The sequence below is a fragment of the Tissierella carlieri genome (assembly GCF_018917285.1).
In the GTDB taxonomy this organism is placed as follows: Bacteria; Bacillota; Clostridia; order Tissierellales; family Tissierellaceae; genus Tissierella; species Tissierella carlieri.
The window spans coordinates 53,831-70,906 of sequence record NZ_JAHLOH010000040.1; the positions used below are offsets into that span (position 1 = coordinate 53,831).

Annotated in this window: 16 protein-coding genes; 5 read left to right on the plus strand and 11 right to left on the minus strand. The window is 30.9% G+C overall.

The genetic code is table 11. From position 1 onward, the window contains the following. Positions 1-16 precede the first annotated feature (16 nt). Positions 17-1,339 carry a helix-turn-helix domain-containing protein gene (locus KQI38_RS12530; protein WP_216559911.1) on the plus strand — a complete coding sequence of 441 codons (1,323 nt, stop codon included), beginning with the start codon at positions 17-19 and terminating at the stop codon, positions 1,337-1,339. A 38-nt stretch (positions 1,340-1,377) separates the two neighbouring features. On the opposite strand, the gene KQI38_RS12535 is transcribed toward KQI38_RS12530, so the two are convergent. Next, complete coding sequence (locus KQI38_RS12535) at positions 1,378-1,872, minus strand: ECF transporter S component (RefSeq protein WP_216559913.1); 495 nt, start codon at positions 1,870-1,872, stop codon at positions 1,378-1,380. A gap of 214 nt (positions 1,873-2,086) precedes the next feature. Between KQI38_RS12535 and KQI38_RS12540 the strand changes: the two genes are divergently transcribed. Continuing rightward, complete coding sequence (locus tag KQI38_RS12540; protein WP_216559915.1) at positions 2,087-3,457, plus strand: aldehyde dehydrogenase; 1,371 nt, start codon at positions 2,087-2,089, stop codon at positions 3,455-3,457. On the opposite strand, the gene corA is transcribed toward KQI38_RS12540, so the two are convergent. From corA to KQI38_RS12570, 6 genes are all read right to left on the minus strand, one after another. Continuing rightward, positions 3,452-4,516, minus strand: a complete 1,065-nt coding sequence (gene corA / locus KQI38_RS12545) for a magnesium/cobalt transporter CorA (protein WP_216559917.1) — start codon at positions 4,514-4,516, stop codon at positions 3,452-3,454. The two genes, KQI38_RS12540 and corA, sit on opposite strands and share 6 nt — an antisense overlap. A gap of 99 nt (positions 4,517-4,615) precedes the next feature. Further along, complete coding sequence (locus KQI38_RS12550; protein WP_216559919.1) at positions 4,616-5,998, minus strand: MATE family efflux transporter; 1,383 nt, start codon at positions 5,996-5,998, stop codon at positions 4,616-4,618. A gap of 142 nt (positions 5,999-6,140) precedes the next feature. Next, positions 6,141-8,117, minus strand: a complete 1,977-nt coding sequence (locus tag KQI38_RS12555; RefSeq protein WP_216559921.1) for a helix-turn-helix domain-containing protein — start codon at positions 8,115-8,117, stop codon at positions 6,141-6,143. A 48-nt stretch (positions 8,118-8,165) separates the two neighbouring features. Beyond that, positions 8,166-8,579 carry a bacteriohemerythrin gene (locus KQI38_RS12560; RefSeq protein ID WP_216559923.1) on the minus strand — a complete coding sequence of 138 codons (414 nt, stop codon included), beginning with the start codon at positions 8,577-8,579 and terminating at the stop codon, positions 8,166-8,168. Between the two features lie 22 nt (positions 8,580-8,601). Beyond that, positions 8,602-8,928, minus strand: a complete 327-nt coding sequence (locus tag KQI38_RS12565; protein ID WP_216559925.1) for a P-II family nitrogen regulator — start codon at positions 8,926-8,928, stop codon at positions 8,602-8,604. An 11-nt stretch (positions 8,929-8,939) separates the two neighbouring features. Continuing rightward, positions 8,940-9,641 (minus strand): DUF1538 domain-containing protein, encoded by a 702-nt coding sequence (locus KQI38_RS12570; protein WP_094903096.1) that lies wholly within the window; start codon positions 9,639-9,641, stop codon positions 8,940-8,942. A 151-nt stretch (positions 9,642-9,792) separates the two neighbouring features. Between KQI38_RS12570 and KQI38_RS12575 the strand changes: the two genes are divergently transcribed. Beyond that, entirely contained in the window at positions 9,793-10,479 is a 687-nt protein-coding gene (locus KQI38_RS12575) for a hydrolase (protein ID WP_216559926.1), read from the plus strand. Positions 10,480-10,525: 46 nt separating this feature from the next. On the opposite strand, the gene KQI38_RS12580 is transcribed toward KQI38_RS12575, so the two are convergent. The 3 genes from KQI38_RS12580 to KQI38_RS12590 all read right to left on the minus strand — a co-directional run bounded on the left by KQI38_RS12580 (position 10,526) and on the right by KQI38_RS12590 (position 13,732). Beyond that, positions 10,526-11,887, minus strand: a complete 1,362-nt coding sequence (locus tag KQI38_RS12580) for an alanine/glycine:cation symporter family protein (protein WP_216559927.1) — start codon at positions 11,885-11,887, stop codon at positions 10,526-10,528. A gap of 92 nt (positions 11,888-11,979) precedes the next feature. Further along, on the minus strand, positions 11,980-12,825 hold the full coding sequence (locus tag KQI38_RS12585) for a response regulator (RefSeq protein ID WP_216559929.1): 846 nt from the start codon (positions 12,823-12,825) through the stop codon (positions 11,980-11,982). 28 nt (positions 12,826-12,853) lie between these two features. Beyond that, positions 12,854-13,732, minus strand: a complete 879-nt coding sequence (locus KQI38_RS12590) for a DMT family transporter (RefSeq protein ID WP_216559930.1) — start codon at positions 13,730-13,732, stop codon at positions 12,854-12,856. Positions 13,733-13,893: 161 nt separating this feature from the next. Between KQI38_RS12590 and KQI38_RS12595 the strand changes: the two genes are divergently transcribed. Next, a complete protein-coding gene (locus KQI38_RS12595; RefSeq protein WP_216559932.1) occupies positions 13,894-15,207 on the plus strand; it encodes an aminotransferase class V-fold PLP-dependent enzyme in 1,314 nt (437 codons plus the stop codon). Between the two features lie 23 nt (positions 15,208-15,230). Next, positions 15,231-15,719, plus strand: coding sequence for a DsrE/DsrF/DrsH-like family protein (locus tag KQI38_RS12600; RefSeq protein WP_246565815.1), 489 nt, complete (start codon positions 15,231-15,233; stop codon positions 15,717-15,719). Between the two features lie 309 nt (positions 15,720-16,028). Here KQI38_RS12600 and KQI38_RS12605 read toward each other — a convergent pair whose 3' ends face one another. Next, positions 16,029-17,048, minus strand: a complete 1,020-nt coding sequence (locus tag KQI38_RS12605; protein ID WP_216559934.1) for a lysylphosphatidylglycerol synthase transmembrane domain-containing protein — start codon at positions 17,046-17,048, stop codon at positions 16,029-16,031. Between the last annotated feature and the right edge of the window lie 28 nt (positions 17,049-17,076).

The window sequence follows — 17,076 nt, forward strand, 5'->3', positions numbered from 1 at the left end:
AGAGAGGAGAATAGCCATGACCACTATTCAACTGCTTCAAAAATCAATTGACTATATTGAAGAGAATCTAAAATCTGAACTTTCATTATCAGAGCTTGCAGAAATCTCAGGATTTTCAACATTTCATTTCTGTCGTATTTTTTCTAACTATGTAGGTATGCCTGTAGCTGCTTTTATTACTAAGCGTAGGCTTTACCATGGAATTTATGAGATTCAAATCGGCAAAAAAACAATTGATATAGCTCTTTTATATGGTTTTAATACCTATGCAGGATTTTTTAAAGCATTCAAGCGTGAATTTGGCTGCTCTCCTACAAAATATTTAAAATTAAATACTGCTAAAAAACCAATGGCAGTAAATTTAATTAGGGAGGCAAAAATTATGCTAACACAGAGAGAAATAAAACAGATATTGTCAAATTGGAATTTAGACTCAAATTTAGAAATAGAAGATACCTTTACTTTAGGTGGTACAGCTAAATCTGATAATACATGGTTAATTAATGGAAAATATATCTTCAAAACAGGAAAAAATATTGCAGGTTTAAAAACACATATCGCCATTTCAAAGGAACTAGAAAAATCTGGAGTCCTTGCAGCAACTCCTATTAAAACCATTGAGGATGAGGATTTCATTATTAAAGATGACAAATACTTTTGTCTTACCAATCATATCAAGGGGAAATTTTTAACACCTGAAGAACGTTATGCAGGGAATAGAATTGAAATAGGAAAAAAATATGGTGAAGCCATTGGTAATCTACACAAAATCCTTAAAAAACAAGATAAAAATTTAGAAGTTAATGACAATAATCTCCTAAAAACTGTATTAGGCTGGGCATTGCCCCAGACAAAAATAACTATGGAACAATGGGGTTGTCCATTACCCGATAGATTCTATGAGGATTTTACTGAAAACTTTAGTAAGCTTTATAATGAACTACCACGACATATAATTCATCGTGATCCTAATCCGTCAAATATTATGTTTCATAATGATGAAGTAAGTGGCTTTATTGATTTTGAAATCAGCGAGAGAAATGTAAGGATCTTTGATCCTTGTTACTGTGCAACAGGAATCTTAGCTGAAGCTACTACAATTGCTGATAGGTTTGAAAAATGGGATGAAATATTAAAGGGAATAATTACTGGATATGATACTATCTGTAAATTGACAGAAGCCGAAAAACTTGCAATTCCTTATGTAATCTATTCCATTCAAATGATTTTTATTGCCTGGTTAGATGGAAAAGAGGAACTTAAGAATCTTGCAATGCAAAATAGGAAGATGCTTATCTGGATATGGGAAAATAAAGATAAGTGTTTTGAAAGCCTATAAAATATAAAGTCTGACAGAAAATTTCTGTCAGACTTTATTTAATTGGTTATTCTTGTCTTTTTTAATGCTGTATATAATACTACTGCTGTAACTGCCCCAAGCAAGCCTTGCATTAAATTACCCGGTATAGATGCTAATGCTGCCTTCGCTCCATACATAAATATTTCTGCAAAATAATACCCAAATGCCATAAATACTCCGCCAATAACTGTGGCTATAATCGGTGTTCTTTCCCCTAGTTTAGTCTCAAGTATTTTTCCTGCTATATAACCCTCTAACCCTTTTACTATAAAAGTAATAGGAGCATAATGAGTGTATCCTAATAATATATCTGCTAAGGCTGATCCTAACCCTCCTACTAAGAATCCACCTTTTCTTCCTAGCATTATAGCTGCCAAAAATACCACCATATCCCCCAAATTTAAATATCCATTTGTTCCTATAGTAGGTATATGAATTACCATAGTCATCACAGTTGTTAGAGCCATAAGCACAGCTATTCTTGTTATCATTTTAGTATCCATATCTTTCATTTTTAATCTCTCCCCTTTCACTGTATGGGTACAATATTTTTGAACTTATGTAGTGTCTGTATATATAGAATAACACTTCCACTACACTTTTTCAATAGTTTTTTAGAGCAATTGAAATATTTATTTTCTTTATTAATTTAAGATTAAAAGTATAGACTATATCTGAAAATTATATGATATTATATATCTATATTAAAGGAAAAGGAATGATCCTATGTTGCAAAACTTATATGAATCAAAAAGAGAGTACTTTGATAATGGAAACACTAGAAGCTATGAATTTAGAATAACTGGGCTTAAAAAACTTAGAAACATAATAGAGAAAAATGAAGAGAATATAATTAATGCTCTGACATTAGATCTAGGTAAACCTATATTTGAGTCCTATACTGCTGAAATAGGTGTTGTATATCAAGAACTAAATCATGCAATAAAAAACTTAAGGTATTGGATGAAGCCTAAAAAAGTTCCTACCCCAATTTATCTACAGCCAGCTAATAGCTTTATCTATCCAGAACCTAAAGGAGTAGTGTTGATAATCAGCCCGTGGAATTATCCATTTCAATTGGCCATATCACCTTTAATAGGTGCTATTGCCGCAGGAAACTGTGCTATTTTGAAGCCATCAAATCAATCAAAGGAAACTGAGAAAATAATTTCACAAATAATCCGTGAGGCCTTTTCTGATAATTATATTAGTGTAGTAAAAGGGCCAGGTTCTGAAGCTGTTACACCTTTAATAGAGAATTATAGATTTGATCATATATTCTTCACCGGAAGTGTTAATGTAGGCAAGAAAATATTGGAACTATCGGCAAAACATTTAACACCTGTGACATTAGAATTAGGTGGGAAATCGCCAACCATAGTTTACAAAGACGCAGATATAGATATTGCAGCTAAAAGAATTACTTGGGCAAAATTTTATAATGCAGGCCAAACCTGTGTAGCACCTGATTACCTTTTAGTACATGAATCTAAAAAAGAAACTTTAATTAATAGTATAAAGCTATATATCAAAAATTATTATGGCGATAATGCTAAAGAATCTGAAAATCTAGGTAGAATAATCAATGAAAAGAGATTCCATAGACTTATATCTTTATTAGAAGGATGTAATATTCTAGAAGGTGGAGTTTATAATAAAGAGGATAGATTCATTGCCCCTACATTAGTTGATGGAATAGATATGAATCATCCAATTATGCAGGAAGAAATATTTGGTCCAATACTTCCTATATTAACATATAATCATATTTCAGAAGTTTTGGATATAGTTAGGATAAATCATTATCCTTTAGCTTTATATCTTTTTACAAGAGATAAGTCTATTGAGGACTATATTATTGAAAATATCCAATTTGGCGGAGGATGTATTAACCACGCAATATCACATGTTGCGAACTCTCATCTTCCATTTGGAGGAATTGGTTTCAGCGGTATGGGAAGGTATCACTCAAAATACACCTTTGATACTTTTTCCCATGAAAAAAGTATATTTAAATCTAATGGAAGACTTGATAGCAATATACTATACCCTCCTTACAATGAGAAAAATTTAAGATTGGCTAAGAAATTTTTATAGCCAATCTTTTTTTCTAAAAAATCTTAACATTAATATAATAATTATAATGCTTATTATCCAAAAGCTAAAATATCCATATTTCCAATTTAATTCTGGTAAGTATCTAAAGTTCATACCATATACTCCTGCAAGAAATGTTAAGGGTATAAATATGGTTGAGAATATAGTAAGAACCTTCATCACTTCATTTGTTTTATTTCCTATGCTGGAAAGATAAGTATCTAGCATACCACTGCATATATCTCTATATGTTTCTATAATATCTATCATTTGGATTACATGATCGTAAACATCTCTTAAATAGTAAATTGTTTTACCATCTATTAAATCATAATCATTTTTAGATAAGCTGCTGATTACATTCCTCATAGGCCAAAGCGAATTTCTAATGTAAATCAAATCCCTCTTCAAGGTATAAATCTTCTGGAGTATCTCCTTTTTAGGATTTAATAGTAGCTCATCTTCTACAGTATCTATCTTTTCTCCTATATCCTCTACTATCAAAAAATAATTATCTACTATTGCATCAAGTAATCCATATAATAAATCATCTGCTCCGTTTTTCCTTATATTAGTACCTTCCTTTAATCGACACAAGATACCATCAAATAGCTCTGTTTCTAACTCTTGAAAAGATATAAGTTTATCTTTGAACAATATAAATGATATTTGCTCTGTTTCCAATTCCTCTTCTTCATTAAAATACATTAACTTAGTGACTAAAAATATATAATCATCATAATCCTCCATTTTTGGATTTTGAGATGTATTTAATATATCTTCTATTACTAGTGGATGTACCTTTAGTGATTGGCATATTTTATTTACTAAATTTGTATCGTGGATTCCTATTATATCTAACCATTTCACTTTATCATCCGTATCATTTATATCATTTATAAACTTACTTAAATCATTTATTTCTTTTCTTTCAAGTTCTAGGTTATTATATTTTGTATATGTAATTTTAATATTTTCTACCTTTTTCTCTCCTACATGTATCAGAGAACCTAGAGGCGTATTTACTATTTTAGCTATATTTTTACTTTCCTTAGTCATTTTACTCACCTCAGTATATTTCTATATATTATACCCTAAAAAAATCATACTTCATACCAAATATAATAATGAGCCAGAGAATAATCCCTGACTCATTGGTTAGTGTGAAGCAAAAGGAACCGTCCCTCTTGCATTTTCTATTTTTATATTTAACTCTTGTCTCTCTTCTCTGATTAACATATATGACGCAATACTTGCTAAAATATCTGATATTGGATAAGCTAACCAAACTCCCATAGCTCCTAAATGAAATACTTTCACTAATATAACAGATATCGGTATGGTTAAAATTAGCTGCTTAGATATTGATAAAAATATTGATGTCTTTGCCTTTCCAAGGGCTTGAAAATAAAATATAGATACATAATAAATACTAGCCATCGGAAGTGCTGCCACCACTATTCTAAATGCTTTTACTGATTCAGATATTATCTCAGGCTCCTTCACAAATATAGATATTAATTGTGGAGTATAAATCATAGCAATTAACCACATTATCATAGATGTAAGAAAGGCATATATGCTAGTTTTTTGCATTACTGTTTTTAATCTCTTATAATTCTTAGCCCCTACATTAAATGCGGCTATTGGCTGCATAGCTGAAGCTATTCCAAACATTGTTATAAACAGGAACATATATACCTTAGATATAACCCCAAGTACTATGATTCCATTATCTCCTGCTGTATTAAGTAACAAATGGTTGCGTACTGCCATTAGTACTCCATCTTCTGATTCTATAATAAATGCAGATAAACCTACTAATATAATTGCTTTTATTAGCCTTTTATCAAATTCAAAACCTGATGGTATTTTAAATTCTTTCTTTACCTTTGAATAATTATAATAAGCATAGCTAAATCCAATTATCTGAGAAACCGTTGTAGCTATGGCTGCCCCTTTAACTCCTATTTTAAATTCTACAACTAAAATATAGTCAAGGATTATATTAATTATAGCTCCTATACTGGTGCTTATTATTGAAACTTTATTATTCCCTACAGATATCATTATATTAGATATAAATGTTGTTAAACTTAAAAACGTAGATCCAAATATTATTATATCTAAATAATCCTTCGCATAAGGTAATGTCTGATGACTAGCACCAAGACCTAAAAGTATCTTCTCTGAGAATATATATATAATAGCCGTAATAGATACCATCAATAAGAAGGATAAAGAAAAACCATTTCTAACAATTTTTCTAGATTGATCCATATTATTTTGTCCGTTAGATCTAGAAAATGCTGTTGATGTTCCTACAGCTATCATTACACTCAATGCAATTATTATCCTTTGTATGGGAAATACTAGTACTAATCCTCCTATTCCATATCCCCCTACAGTTCTTCCCACAAATAGCGTATCCACCATATTATATAGTTCTGATACTAAGAAAGAAATTATTATTGGAATAGAAAATCTAAGTAGTAGTTTACCAATCTTTTCCTCTCCGAATAATTTATTGTTTTTACCCATAATAAAACCTCCATTTATCTTACCTTATTATGTTAACATAAATGGAGGTTCCTTTTCATTCACTTGTTTATCCTCTATCTTGGATTGTTTTTGGCTTTTTGAATAAACAAGATTTTCAAAAACCTTAAGATAATCCAAAAATTTATGAATTTAGTACATTATTTAGTACAAAAAGCACAGTTCCATATGGTTTTATAGTAGCGACTGTATTATATACTGTAGATTTTTTTCCATAATAGAAAGATACATTAGGATGTACATATTCCTTTAGTAATTCCCAATTATCATTATCTAATCTTTCTGGTCTATTTAAACCAACCCATTTATCATATACTGAGCCAAATCCCTTATCTAATACATATTTAGTGACTTGAAAATCTGATTCCATATTTAGTATATTCAATGAGATTTTTCGCTCTTTAATTTTATCCATAGGAAAGCTATCATATATTACCTTTTCATCTATTTCTACAGGATTAAAAAGCATTATCTGATATCCATACTCTGATTTTGTAACTATATAACCTTCCCCCCTATCTATTACTCTATCTCCTAAAAGAGATAATAACATATAAGCATAATAGGAAGGCTTCTTTAAGTAGTTAGATGTAAATATACCATTTCCACCGAAGAAGGTATCATTGTTTAATATGGTTTCCTTAGATATTTCATCTACCATGTTTAATACAACTCTATTATTCAAATGAATATAATTATATAGTACATAAGGTACCATAGAAATCGTATCCTGCATTCCACTAATTTTCTTCTTTGGGAAATATGGCTCTAAATCTTCTATCCCCATACTTAACCATTTCTCCACATCTTCATCATAGAGATTAGAAAAATGATTTATAAAATCATTAATTATATATTCTTCAACATTTTCACTAATGATTATCGGGATAAGATTCTGATCTCTTAAAAAATCTAATATATTTTCAACTCTAGTCCAGTTAATAAACTTATGATTCTTATCTCTATAAATATCCATATCCTCAGAGAAAAGTTTATTGACTATGCAGTATTTAAATTTTATCTCCCTTTGTATTTCCTCTAGAATTCTTCTATTTTCCTCCTCAAGAAGAAGATAAATATCCCCCAAATCTATTATATCTGGTTTCCTATATTCATCTATAATATCTTTATTCAAGTCTATATCAATCTTTATAATTCTATTATCATAATCATACCTTTCATAATCTTCAATGTGGTTAGTAAGATAAGGCATGGCTTCTCTAATATTAAAGTATTTAACCTTTGTCATCTTCTCAAGTTCTTTTTCGCTTACTTTATATTTCTTCCTATACTGCATAGGTGTGCAATTATAATGAAGCTTAAAATGTTTGTTATAATATCTTACATGGGAGAATCCTACTTCTTCTGATATTTCTGATATATTTCTATCTGAATCTAAAAGTAGTTTTGTAGATTCTTCTACCCTTATTTGATTTAAATACTCATTAAATCCATGACCTAATATATCCTTGATTTTATAAGATAAATACTGAGAGCTGAGAAACTCCTTGTCTGCTATTTCCTGCAAACTTACCTTATTCATATAGTTATTACTTAAATATTTAACTATTCTATGATATCTCTCTAACTGTTCGTCATCCTCTTCTAAGCCTTCTCCTTCATAGAAAAGGTAGTGAAAGTTATTTAATAGATGATACATCATATCTAATAAATATTCTTCTATCTTATCTTCATAATCATCTATTTTAGATATTGCTTCGTAAAGAAGTATCGAAATATACTTTCTTAACTCATGATATTTTTCATCTTCTTGGGGTTTTCCCTCTGAGGAATCTGTATAAAAGAATACTTCCTTGGCATCATCATAATATCTTTCAAAAAAATTAGGGTCGATATTGAGTACAAGGACTAAATTATCTGGATCATTGGACTTTATACTATACACTTCATTGACATTGATTATCTCTATTTCTCTTTCATTTAATGTATATATTTCATTTTCTACACCTACATCTATAGTGCCTTTCAGAACAAACAAAATTTGAATGGAATCCTGCCAATGGATTGGGTATTCCATGATATTGGCTAAAAATATATTTATAGGTAAATCCTTCATATATTCCACATGTACTTTTCTCATATTAAATCCCCTTCATTATCCCAATCTAATGTGTATTATTAGAAGAGTTTAATAAACGCCTTTACTATTTAAATAGTTTTTATATTTCATATCTGTAACAAGAATATGATTTTCGATCCAATTAGCTATAAAAACAATTAAATCCATACCAATTTTTCTTTGTTTTACATCTACATCATCAGCTTTAATAGACTGAATCTTAGCTACAAATGCATCATGTTGTTTCTTGTGATTATCAAAATCATTATAGCCATGAATCTTCATCAATTCTTCTTCATATGTGAAATGTTCTATAGTGTACTCTGCCAATCTATGGATTACAGTCATAATTTCATCATAGCGATCAACTCCATCTTTTGCAGAAACTAAGTTATATAATTCTGTACCCATTTTAAATAGTTCCTTATGTTGTTCATTAATCTTTTCAATGTTGACACTGAAATCGTCCTTCCATTTAAACATAATTTATCCCCCTTGTACTTTATTATTCCTCAAATTCTTCTCTATGATGTAAACCTATTAAATTAGTAACTGGTACTGTAAAAATAATGCCTGTCCCAGGCTTCTTAAGCTGTCCTGCATCTACCATTGCATTCATTATATTCTTATACTTATCTATTTCCGTTAGAATTAAGATTATCTCCTTAGAGGCTTCAACATGCATATTTAAGAACTTTTTCACTTCAGATTCTCCTGTTCCTCTACCATAGAAAATAGTAGCACCATTAGCTCCTGCTGATTTTGCAGCATCTACTACTTTTTCAGCTTTACCTCTTTCAACTACGGCTATTATACATCTAATTTCAATCACAATACCACCTCCTAAATTTTAGTTAATATACCTAATATCATTACAGAAATCATTGAGCCTATGGATGTAAGTCCTACTATTCCAAAACCAGATATCAATGGGTCAACCCCTTTAATAACTGAAGCCAATCCTACAGCCAAAGCCATATTGATTGGTATGTTCACAGGTCCTGTTGTAGCAGATGCAGCATCAAATGCTATTGCACCAAAGGGCTCTGGTGCGAAAAAAGATAGAAGTATCACTATTAGTAGTAGTGGTACAAGGACTTTTATATATGGAAGGTTCAATAATATCTTTAATAAACCTATTGTCATACCACAACCAAATCCTACGGCAACTCCATGGATTAGGACCATATGTGGTATAGCTCCTTGAGATAATTCTTCTACCTCTAAAGCTAATGCTTTCAATCCTGGTTCTACTAAAGTAGCAGCATAACCTATTACAAACCCTATTACTAGTATAATCCATTTTTTCTCAATAATTACAAAATTTCTACCAACTGAATCCCCTAAAGGTATTAAGCTCATGGTTGTACCTTTTAAGAATAAATGTAAACCTAGTACAGATAATATAAATCCAATTATAAAATCCCTCACATTATGTAATGGCTTTTTTAGGATAAATATCTGAAGTGCAGCTAATATAGCGGTTAGAGGTATGATGCTAATAGCAGTTTCCCAGAGTGCACTCAAATTCGGTAGTCCCTTCATGTCAATTCACTCCCTTGCTATTTTTATGATTTGTTTTATATATCCATTATAGCATATTTTTAACTGCAAGATTATGTAAAAAGAAAATCATAGAGGAAAACAATATTTATGGGTATAATATAATCATATAAATATCTTTAGGAGGTGTTTTATGGAAAAAGAAAAATATATACCAGAAGTAAAATCTCAGCTTAGATCTAGGATCATAGAGGTTCCACCTGTAATCTATAAAGCTAGTGGTATAAAAGTATTAGGGACAAGAATCAAATCCTTGCTATTTTCAACAGATGTGGCTATTATAAAAAATACAAATGCCAATTCAATTATAGCAGTATATCCCTTTACCCCGCAATTGTCTATTACTCAAGCTATACTTGAAGTTGCTCCAGTTCCTGTTTTTGTAGGTGTAGGGGGTGGACTTACAACTGGCAAAAGATCTGTTGATATAGCCCTTCAGGCAGAACTCATGGGTGCATATGGAGTTGTAGTAAATGCTCCTACAGCTAATGATGTAATTTCTAAAATGAAGGGTAGAATCGACATACCTATTATAGCTACTGTTGTTTCAGAATGTGACGATTATAAGGGTAAGGTTCAGTCTGGAGCCAGTATATTAAATATATCTGGTGGTCCTAGAACAGCTTCTCTCGTGAGAAAAATAAGGGAAGAATTTGGAAAAGAATTACCTATCATTGCTACAGGTGGTCCTACAGAAGAGTCAATCCTTGAAACCATAGAAGCTGGAGCCAATGCCATAACCTATACTCCGCCTACTAGTGCTGAAATCTTCGCAGGGGTTATGGAAAAATACAGAAAAGAAATGAAAGATCATCAATAAACAAAGGACAGATCCATTAAAAAGATCTGTCCTCTTTATTTATAGTTTATTTATTGCCAAGAACTCTTTCTTTTGCAAAGAATTCCTTAGTAAGTTTAATAACAACTCCACTTAAAGCAACCACTCCTATTAAGTTTGGAATAGCCATTAAACCATTTAATGTATCTGCTAAATCCCAAAGAACTTCAAGTCCACCCACAGCACCTACAACTATGAAAGGTATCCATAGGATTCTATAAATAATATTGACTTTAGGTCCAAATAAATATTCAGCACAACGCTCTCCATAGTATTCCCAACCTAGTATAGTGGAGAATGCAAATAGTAAGATACCTATAGAAACTATAATTCCACCCCAAGTTCCAGGTAAACCATGGCTGAAAGCTTCAGTTGTAAGAGCTGCTCCTGTTGCTCCATTCTTCCATACACCAGTGGTTAAAATTGCTAATGCAGTTATAGAACAAATAACTATTGTATCCATAAATACTTCAAATACTCCCCATAGTCCTTGACGTACAGGGTGGTCTGTAGTTGCAGCAGCATGAGCTATCGGTGCACTACCAAGACCTGCCTCATTGGTAAATACCCCACGTGCAACCCCATATCTCATAGCATGCTTAAGAGCTGATCCTGCAAATCCTCCTACAGCGGCTGTTCCAGTAAATGCTGAGCCAAAGATTAATTTAAATGCTTCCGGAATATGTGCTGCATTTATAATTATGATTACTAATCCACCTAAAATATAGAATGCTGCCATAAAAGGTACTAATTTTTCAGTTACAGAACCTATTCTCTTAATACCGCCTATAACAACCATAGCTGCAAATACTGCTAAAGCAATTCCTATCCCTAATTTAGGGATACCAAATGTAGCTTCCAATGCTTCAGCTATAGAATTTGACTGAACCATATTCCCTATACCAAATGCTGCTAAAGCTCCAAAGAATGCAAATATATATGCTAACCATTTCCATTTTAATCCATTTGTAATATAGTACATCGGACCTCCAACAAATCTTCCATCAGGAGTCTTTTCTCTATATTGAACTGCAAGTACTACTTCTGCAAATTTTGTAGTCATGCCAAATAATGCAGCAACCCACATCCAGAATATAGCTCCAGGTCCTCCAATAGATATTGCAGTAGCAACACCAGCAATATTACCTGTACCTACAGTAGCAGCTAATGCTGTGGCAACTGCCTGGAACGCTGTTACCTCACCTTCACCATGTTCATCCTTAGCGAACATCTTAAGTAAAGTGTTCTTTAAAATATAACCAAGTTTTGTAATTGAGAAAAAATTAGTGCGAAGAGTTAAATAAATACCTGTTCCTACCAATAAAACAAGCATTGGTGGGCCCCATACAAAATCATTAAGAATACCATTGATTTCCATCAACTTATCCATTAACCTGCCTCCTTTTTTATTAGACTAGGTCAATTATATATATGGAGTTTCAAAAAACTTCAAAAATACTCAGAAATGATTTCTGAATATTTCTAATTGTTATACTTTTCGCAAAGTATACATAATCCTGAGAGGAATTTTTTCATATTTATTGAACCTTTTCCATTATTTTTCCCTCGAATATAGTCCATTTCACGCTTTATTTGTTCGAAATTAAACAGAGTATTTGAATATTCCACAAAGGTTTCATTCATATAGTCCTCTATACCTAAGGATGCAATATTGCTCATAGCTACATTGATAGTCCTTCTCATTCTTTGTTCCATGGCCTTAGGATTATTGGTAAATCTAGAGCATAATTCTCGTATAGAAAGATCATTTATTTTAACTCTATTTTTCATTAAAAAATTTGCTACTTTTACTAAATCTTCACTTCCTATTTCACCCATAATACCTAGTCTAAAAAGTATTAAATTGATATCTTGTTCACAATCCTTTGACTCTATAGTTTGTTCAAAATTTGGCGTAATATCGTTAAATATTTGTTGAATTTTATTCATCTTTTCTTCTAATTCTATTTTATATTTGACCTTTTTTATTATGGTTTCTACTTCTAAGTAATTTATAGGCTTATAAATAAAATATTCTACTCCATGAATATATGCCTTTTCAACATTTTCCTTAGATGTAAAATTGGAAATCATAATAAATTTAGTGCTAAGACTCTCTTCTTTTATTTCTTTAATTATACGAAATCCATCAAATTCTTCATCTAACATATCCAAAATAATCAAATCCGGCTCTGAAGTCATTATTTCTTCTACACCTTCTAAAGGATCATCAGATACGCCCACTAAAAAACCTAAATGATTGTTATGGATAATCTTTTTTAGAGTATTTATATCATCCATATTTTTATCTAATATAAATATCTTCATATTTATCCTCCAATTACAATCTTTTGTTTTAATCCCTCTTCAACTTTAAAAATTCCCACTTTGTTTCACTAGTTATAACTGAAATTAAAATTGCCATACATCCTATTAAAAATCTTACAGTAAAGGGTTCTTTCAGAAATATAATTGCAAAAGTGCTTCCAAACACCGCTTCTAGACTTAAGATTATAGCCGCATGAGTTGAGTTTGTGTACTTTTGAGCAACAGTTTGTACTAGAAATGCAAACATTGTACTAAATAAAGATAAATATAATATCGGAATTAATGTCTGAGTTTGAATATTCATTTTTGTCCCTTCAAATAATATGGCAAATATAAATGAAAGTATACCTGCTGTACCTAATTGTACTATTGATATAACATATGGATCTGATTCCTTTGCAAAATATCCTGTAGAAGATATATGGCATGCAAACATTATGGCACATAAAAATGTCAAGAAATCTCCATATCCAATTGTCAAATTACTATTTAAGCTGAGTATTCCGATCCCAACTAAGCATAAAAAAGCTGCTGCTAAATCAAATTTATCTGGTCTTTTCTTAGATATACCCCAATAAATAAATGGTACCATAACCACATTGGTTGCGGTAATGAAAGCCTGTTTTCCAGCTTCAGTATATTGTAGACCTACTGTTTGCATAGCAAAACCTGCAAATAGAAATAATCCTATAATTACTCCAGCTTTTATATCTTTTATAGAAGCCTTCCTAATTTTGTTAAAAAATATCACTGATAGTATTATGGTGGAAATAATAAATCTAAAGAACAATAAGTAATAAGGAGTTACATGATCTAATGCATTCTTTGTCACAACAAACCCTGAGCCCCAAACAACAGCAACTAAAAGTAAAGATAAATCTGCATATAAAGTTTTTTTACCTGTCAAAAAAATTCCCCCTATATTTGAAGCAGTAGGGATGATCCTACCTTCTTATTTTTACTACTATTATATCATAATTATAGGATTATAACTTATATTCAGTAAAATGGCACCAAAAATATATTTTCTAATAAAATAGTATTATATTAAATAGTAAGGGTGATTTTATGGATAAAAACTTAATTATAGGTAGCAATAGTCTAGTAAGGTTAGAAAATGGCAACTCTGTGCATTATATCAACTTTGATAATGCTGCTACGACACCTCCCTTTCAATCTGTTGTAAAAGAGATAGTTGAGTTTTCTAGCATTTATTCTTCTGTGCACAGAGGTACAGGATATAAGTCCATAGTGTCTTCAATGATATATGATGAAGGAAGAGAAATAGTATTAAATTTTGTTGGAGGAAATAAGGATTATCATACAGTAATATTTTTAAAAAATACTACAGAATGTATAAATAAGCTATCTTATAGATTAAAAGATACTCTACAGGATAAAATAGTCTTATCTACATACATGGAACATCATTCTAATCTACTACCTTGGAAATATAGATATACTACAGATTATATACAAGTAGACGCCTCTGGAAGACTATGCTTAGAGGATTTAGAATTCAAATTAAAACTATATAAAGGGAAAGTGGGATTAGTCGCAGTAACTGGTGCATCAAATGTAACTGGTTATATTAATCCCATATATGAAATAGCAAAGTTATGTCATAAATATGGAGCTGAAATTTTAGTAGACGGAGCCCAGCTCATTCCCCACAGTCACTTTGATATGAGACCTGTAGATAGCCCTGAGCATATCGATTATATAGCATTTTCTGGACATAAAATGTATGCCCCCTTTGGTGTAGGTGCATTGATAGCGCCTAAAAAAGTTTTTGAAAAGGGTTTTTCAGAACAAGTGGGCGGAGGAACAGTAGAGTTTGTATCTATTAAAGATACAATATGGGCAGACCCTCCTGAAAAAGAAGAAGCCGGAACCCCTAACTTAATGGGAGTGGTTGCATTATCTACTAGCATCAAAACATTACAGAACTTAAATATGAGGAAAATAGATGAATATGAAAAAGATCTTACCCGATATGCCCTAAGTTTAATACATGATATACCTGGACTTATTCTCTATGATGATATGAATGTAGAAGAGAAAGTATCTATTATTTCATTTAATATGGAAGGATTAAAGCATAATGAATTAGCAACCATACTTGCTCGTGAGGGAGGAATCGCCGTTAGAAATGGTTGCTTCTGTGCACAGCCTTATGTTCAAAGACTGCTTAAAATACCTGATGAAGATGTAGAAAAATATATGACTAATCAATCACTATCTCGCCCCGGTTTAGTCAGAATTAGTTTCGGTCTATATAATGATTATAATGAAATATATCTACTTGCATATCTTCTTAAAGAAATCAGTCAAAACTTAGATTTTTACAAAAACAAGTATAGAAATTCTCCTTTCTACTAAACCTAGTAGAAAGGAGGTTTTTTATGGAAATGAATACTGATAAAAAAATGAGTATACTTATGTTCAGCGGTGATTATGATAAAGCATTAGCAGCTCTTATATTAGCTAATACTGCAAAGGAGATAAATGTAGATGTCACAATGTTTTTTGCATTTTGGGGATTAATGCTTGTTAGAGACCCCAATAGCATCTCTGCTGAAGATAAAACCACGTCAGAAAAAATGTTTGCAAACATGACTCCAAGACATATTGAAGAGTTACCTCTATCTAAAATGAACTTTGCGGGTATAGGAAAGAAAATGCTTTTAGGGATGATGGATGATAGTGATACTCCTAAATTATCTGATTTTCTCAATGGAGCATTAAAAAAAGGTGTAAACATGAAAGCATGTAAACTCTCTTGTGAAGTAATGGGCTTTAAAGAAGAGGAACTTCTCGAAGAAGTTAGTATAGTTACAGCAGAAGACTATTTAGTAGAAGCCTTGGATTCTAATATTCAGCTTTTTATCTAGGGTGCTATTATAGTACACAATAATATATAGGTGTAGGATTCTTCTATCTTAATACACAGAAGAATCCTACACTTATATGTCAATCTTTTTTCTTCCATTATTTAAATTTATCATATATGCTGAGGATAAAAGATATTATGGAAAACTATTTTATTATTCTTGGACATAAATTTTGAACCTCTTCATGTTTAGTTTCTAAGAAGACTATTAAAACACGAAGAGGTTCTCTTTTTAAGTTTTAAATATTTCCAATTTAATTTGTCTATAACTAACTTTTATATTGATGCAACACTAGAACTATGGATCAACCTAATTAATACTTACTTTTTTCTTTCTATATATAAAGTCTACTAATGTTACTAATCCAGCTATCATGACTCTCAAATAATAATCTATAAATCTCCATAGAATTAAAGCGAAGGATAAAATCTTTTTAGGGAATATCACTTTAAATAACATATAAAATCCACCTTCTGCTGCACCAGCAGTTCCTGGGGTAGGCATAAAAGATACTGCCATATAATGTAGCGATTGAATAGCAATAATGTCTAAGAAATGACCCATTTCAAAACCTAGTGCCAGATAAACAAAGAAAGTAATAGAAAAGCCAATTGTCAACTGTACTATAGATACTAGAATCAACTCTAATGTTGTTCTCTTATCTTTTTTCATCTCTTCAACACTTGTTTTATAATCTAATAAAGTATTATTCATTTTTTCTTCAGATTTTTCTATGTCTTTTATTATTTTAAATTTGTGTAAGATTCTAATAGACTTACTTAAAAGATTTCTAATAAATTTTTCATTCAGTAGAAATCCAAATATCATAATTAAAATTATAAAATTAACCAAGCAACCTATTATTACAAAAGGTAATGCTAGTTTGGCTTCAGTATAAAGCAAGTTAAATCTAATTATAAACATAAATAATGAATAGAAAGTAACTACCAATTGATATATCAAGAACCTATTAACAAACAAAGATGATGCAGTCCCTACAGGGACACCGTCACTTACCAATGAATATATTTGAACAGGCTGACCACCAGTGGAAAATGGAGTAATGGCACTATAATATTGACCTATCATACAAAGTTTGAGAGATGATCCATAGGTACTTTTAATATTTAAGGTTTTTTTCATTCTATGGATTATATAAGCCTCAAAAAACCAATACAATACCATACATAAAACGGCTATTAATAAAAACACAGTGTTTGCACTACTGATTAATTCAGAAAAATTATCAAAATCATTGTTGCTAACAAAAATCCATATGGTAAGCCCTATAAGACCTATTAATATCATATAATTTAATGCTTTTTTCATAGTAATTCCTACTTTCTTTTATTATGCA

Bases quoted from the DNA above. Each gene is read 5' to 3' on its own strand.
- KQI38_RS12550 (WP_216559919.1), bottom strand. From the start codon at position 5,998: ATGGGTAAAAACAATAAATTATTCGGAGAGGAAAAGATTGGTAAACTA.
- KQI38_RS12570 (WP_094903096.1), bottom strand. From the start codon at position 9,641: ATGAAGGGACTACCGAATTTGAGTGCACTCTGGGAAACTGCTATTAGC.
- KQI38_RS12580 (WP_216559927.1), bottom strand. From the start codon at position 11,887: ATGGATAAGTTGATGGAAATCAATGGTATTCTTAATGATTTTGTATGG.
- KQI38_RS12585 (WP_216559929.1), bottom strand. From the start codon at position 12,825: ATGAAGATATTTATATTAGATAAAAATATGGATGATATAAATACTCTA.
- corA (WP_216559917.1), bottom strand. From the start codon at position 4,516: ATGACTAAGGAAAGTAAAAATATAGCTAAAATAGTAAATACGCCTCTA.
- KQI38_RS12575 (WP_216559926.1), top strand. From the start codon at position 9,793: ATGGAAAAAGAAAAATATATACCAGAAGTAAAATCTCAGCTTAGATCT.
- KQI38_RS12535 (WP_216559913.1), bottom strand. From the start codon at position 1,872: ATGAAAGATATGGATACTAAAATGATAACAAGAATAGCTGTGCTTATG.
- KQI38_RS12605 (WP_216559934.1), bottom strand. From the start codon at position 17,048: ATGAAAAAAGCATTAAATTATATGATATTAATAGGTCTTATAGGGCTT.
- KQI38_RS12555 (WP_216559921.1), bottom strand. From the start codon at position 8,117: ATGAGAAAAGTACATGTGGAATATATGAAGGATTTACCTATAAATATA.
- KQI38_RS12600 (WP_246565815.1), top strand. From the start codon at position 15,231: ATGGAAATGAATACTGATAAAAAAATGAGTATACTTATGTTCAGCGGT.
- KQI38_RS12540 (WP_216559915.1), top strand. From the start codon at position 2,087: ATGTTGCAAAACTTATATGAATCAAAAAGAGAGTACTTTGATAATGGA.
- KQI38_RS12595 (WP_216559932.1), top strand. From the start codon at position 13,894: ATGGATAAAAACTTAATTATAGGTAGCAATAGTCTAGTAAGGTTAGAA.
- KQI38_RS12560 (WP_216559923.1), bottom strand. From the start codon at position 8,579: ATGTTTAAATGGAAGGACGATTTCAGTGTCAACATTGAAAAGATTAAT.
- KQI38_RS12530 (WP_216559911.1), top strand. From the start codon at position 17: ATGACCACTATTCAACTGCTTCAAAAATCAATTGACTATATTGAAGAG.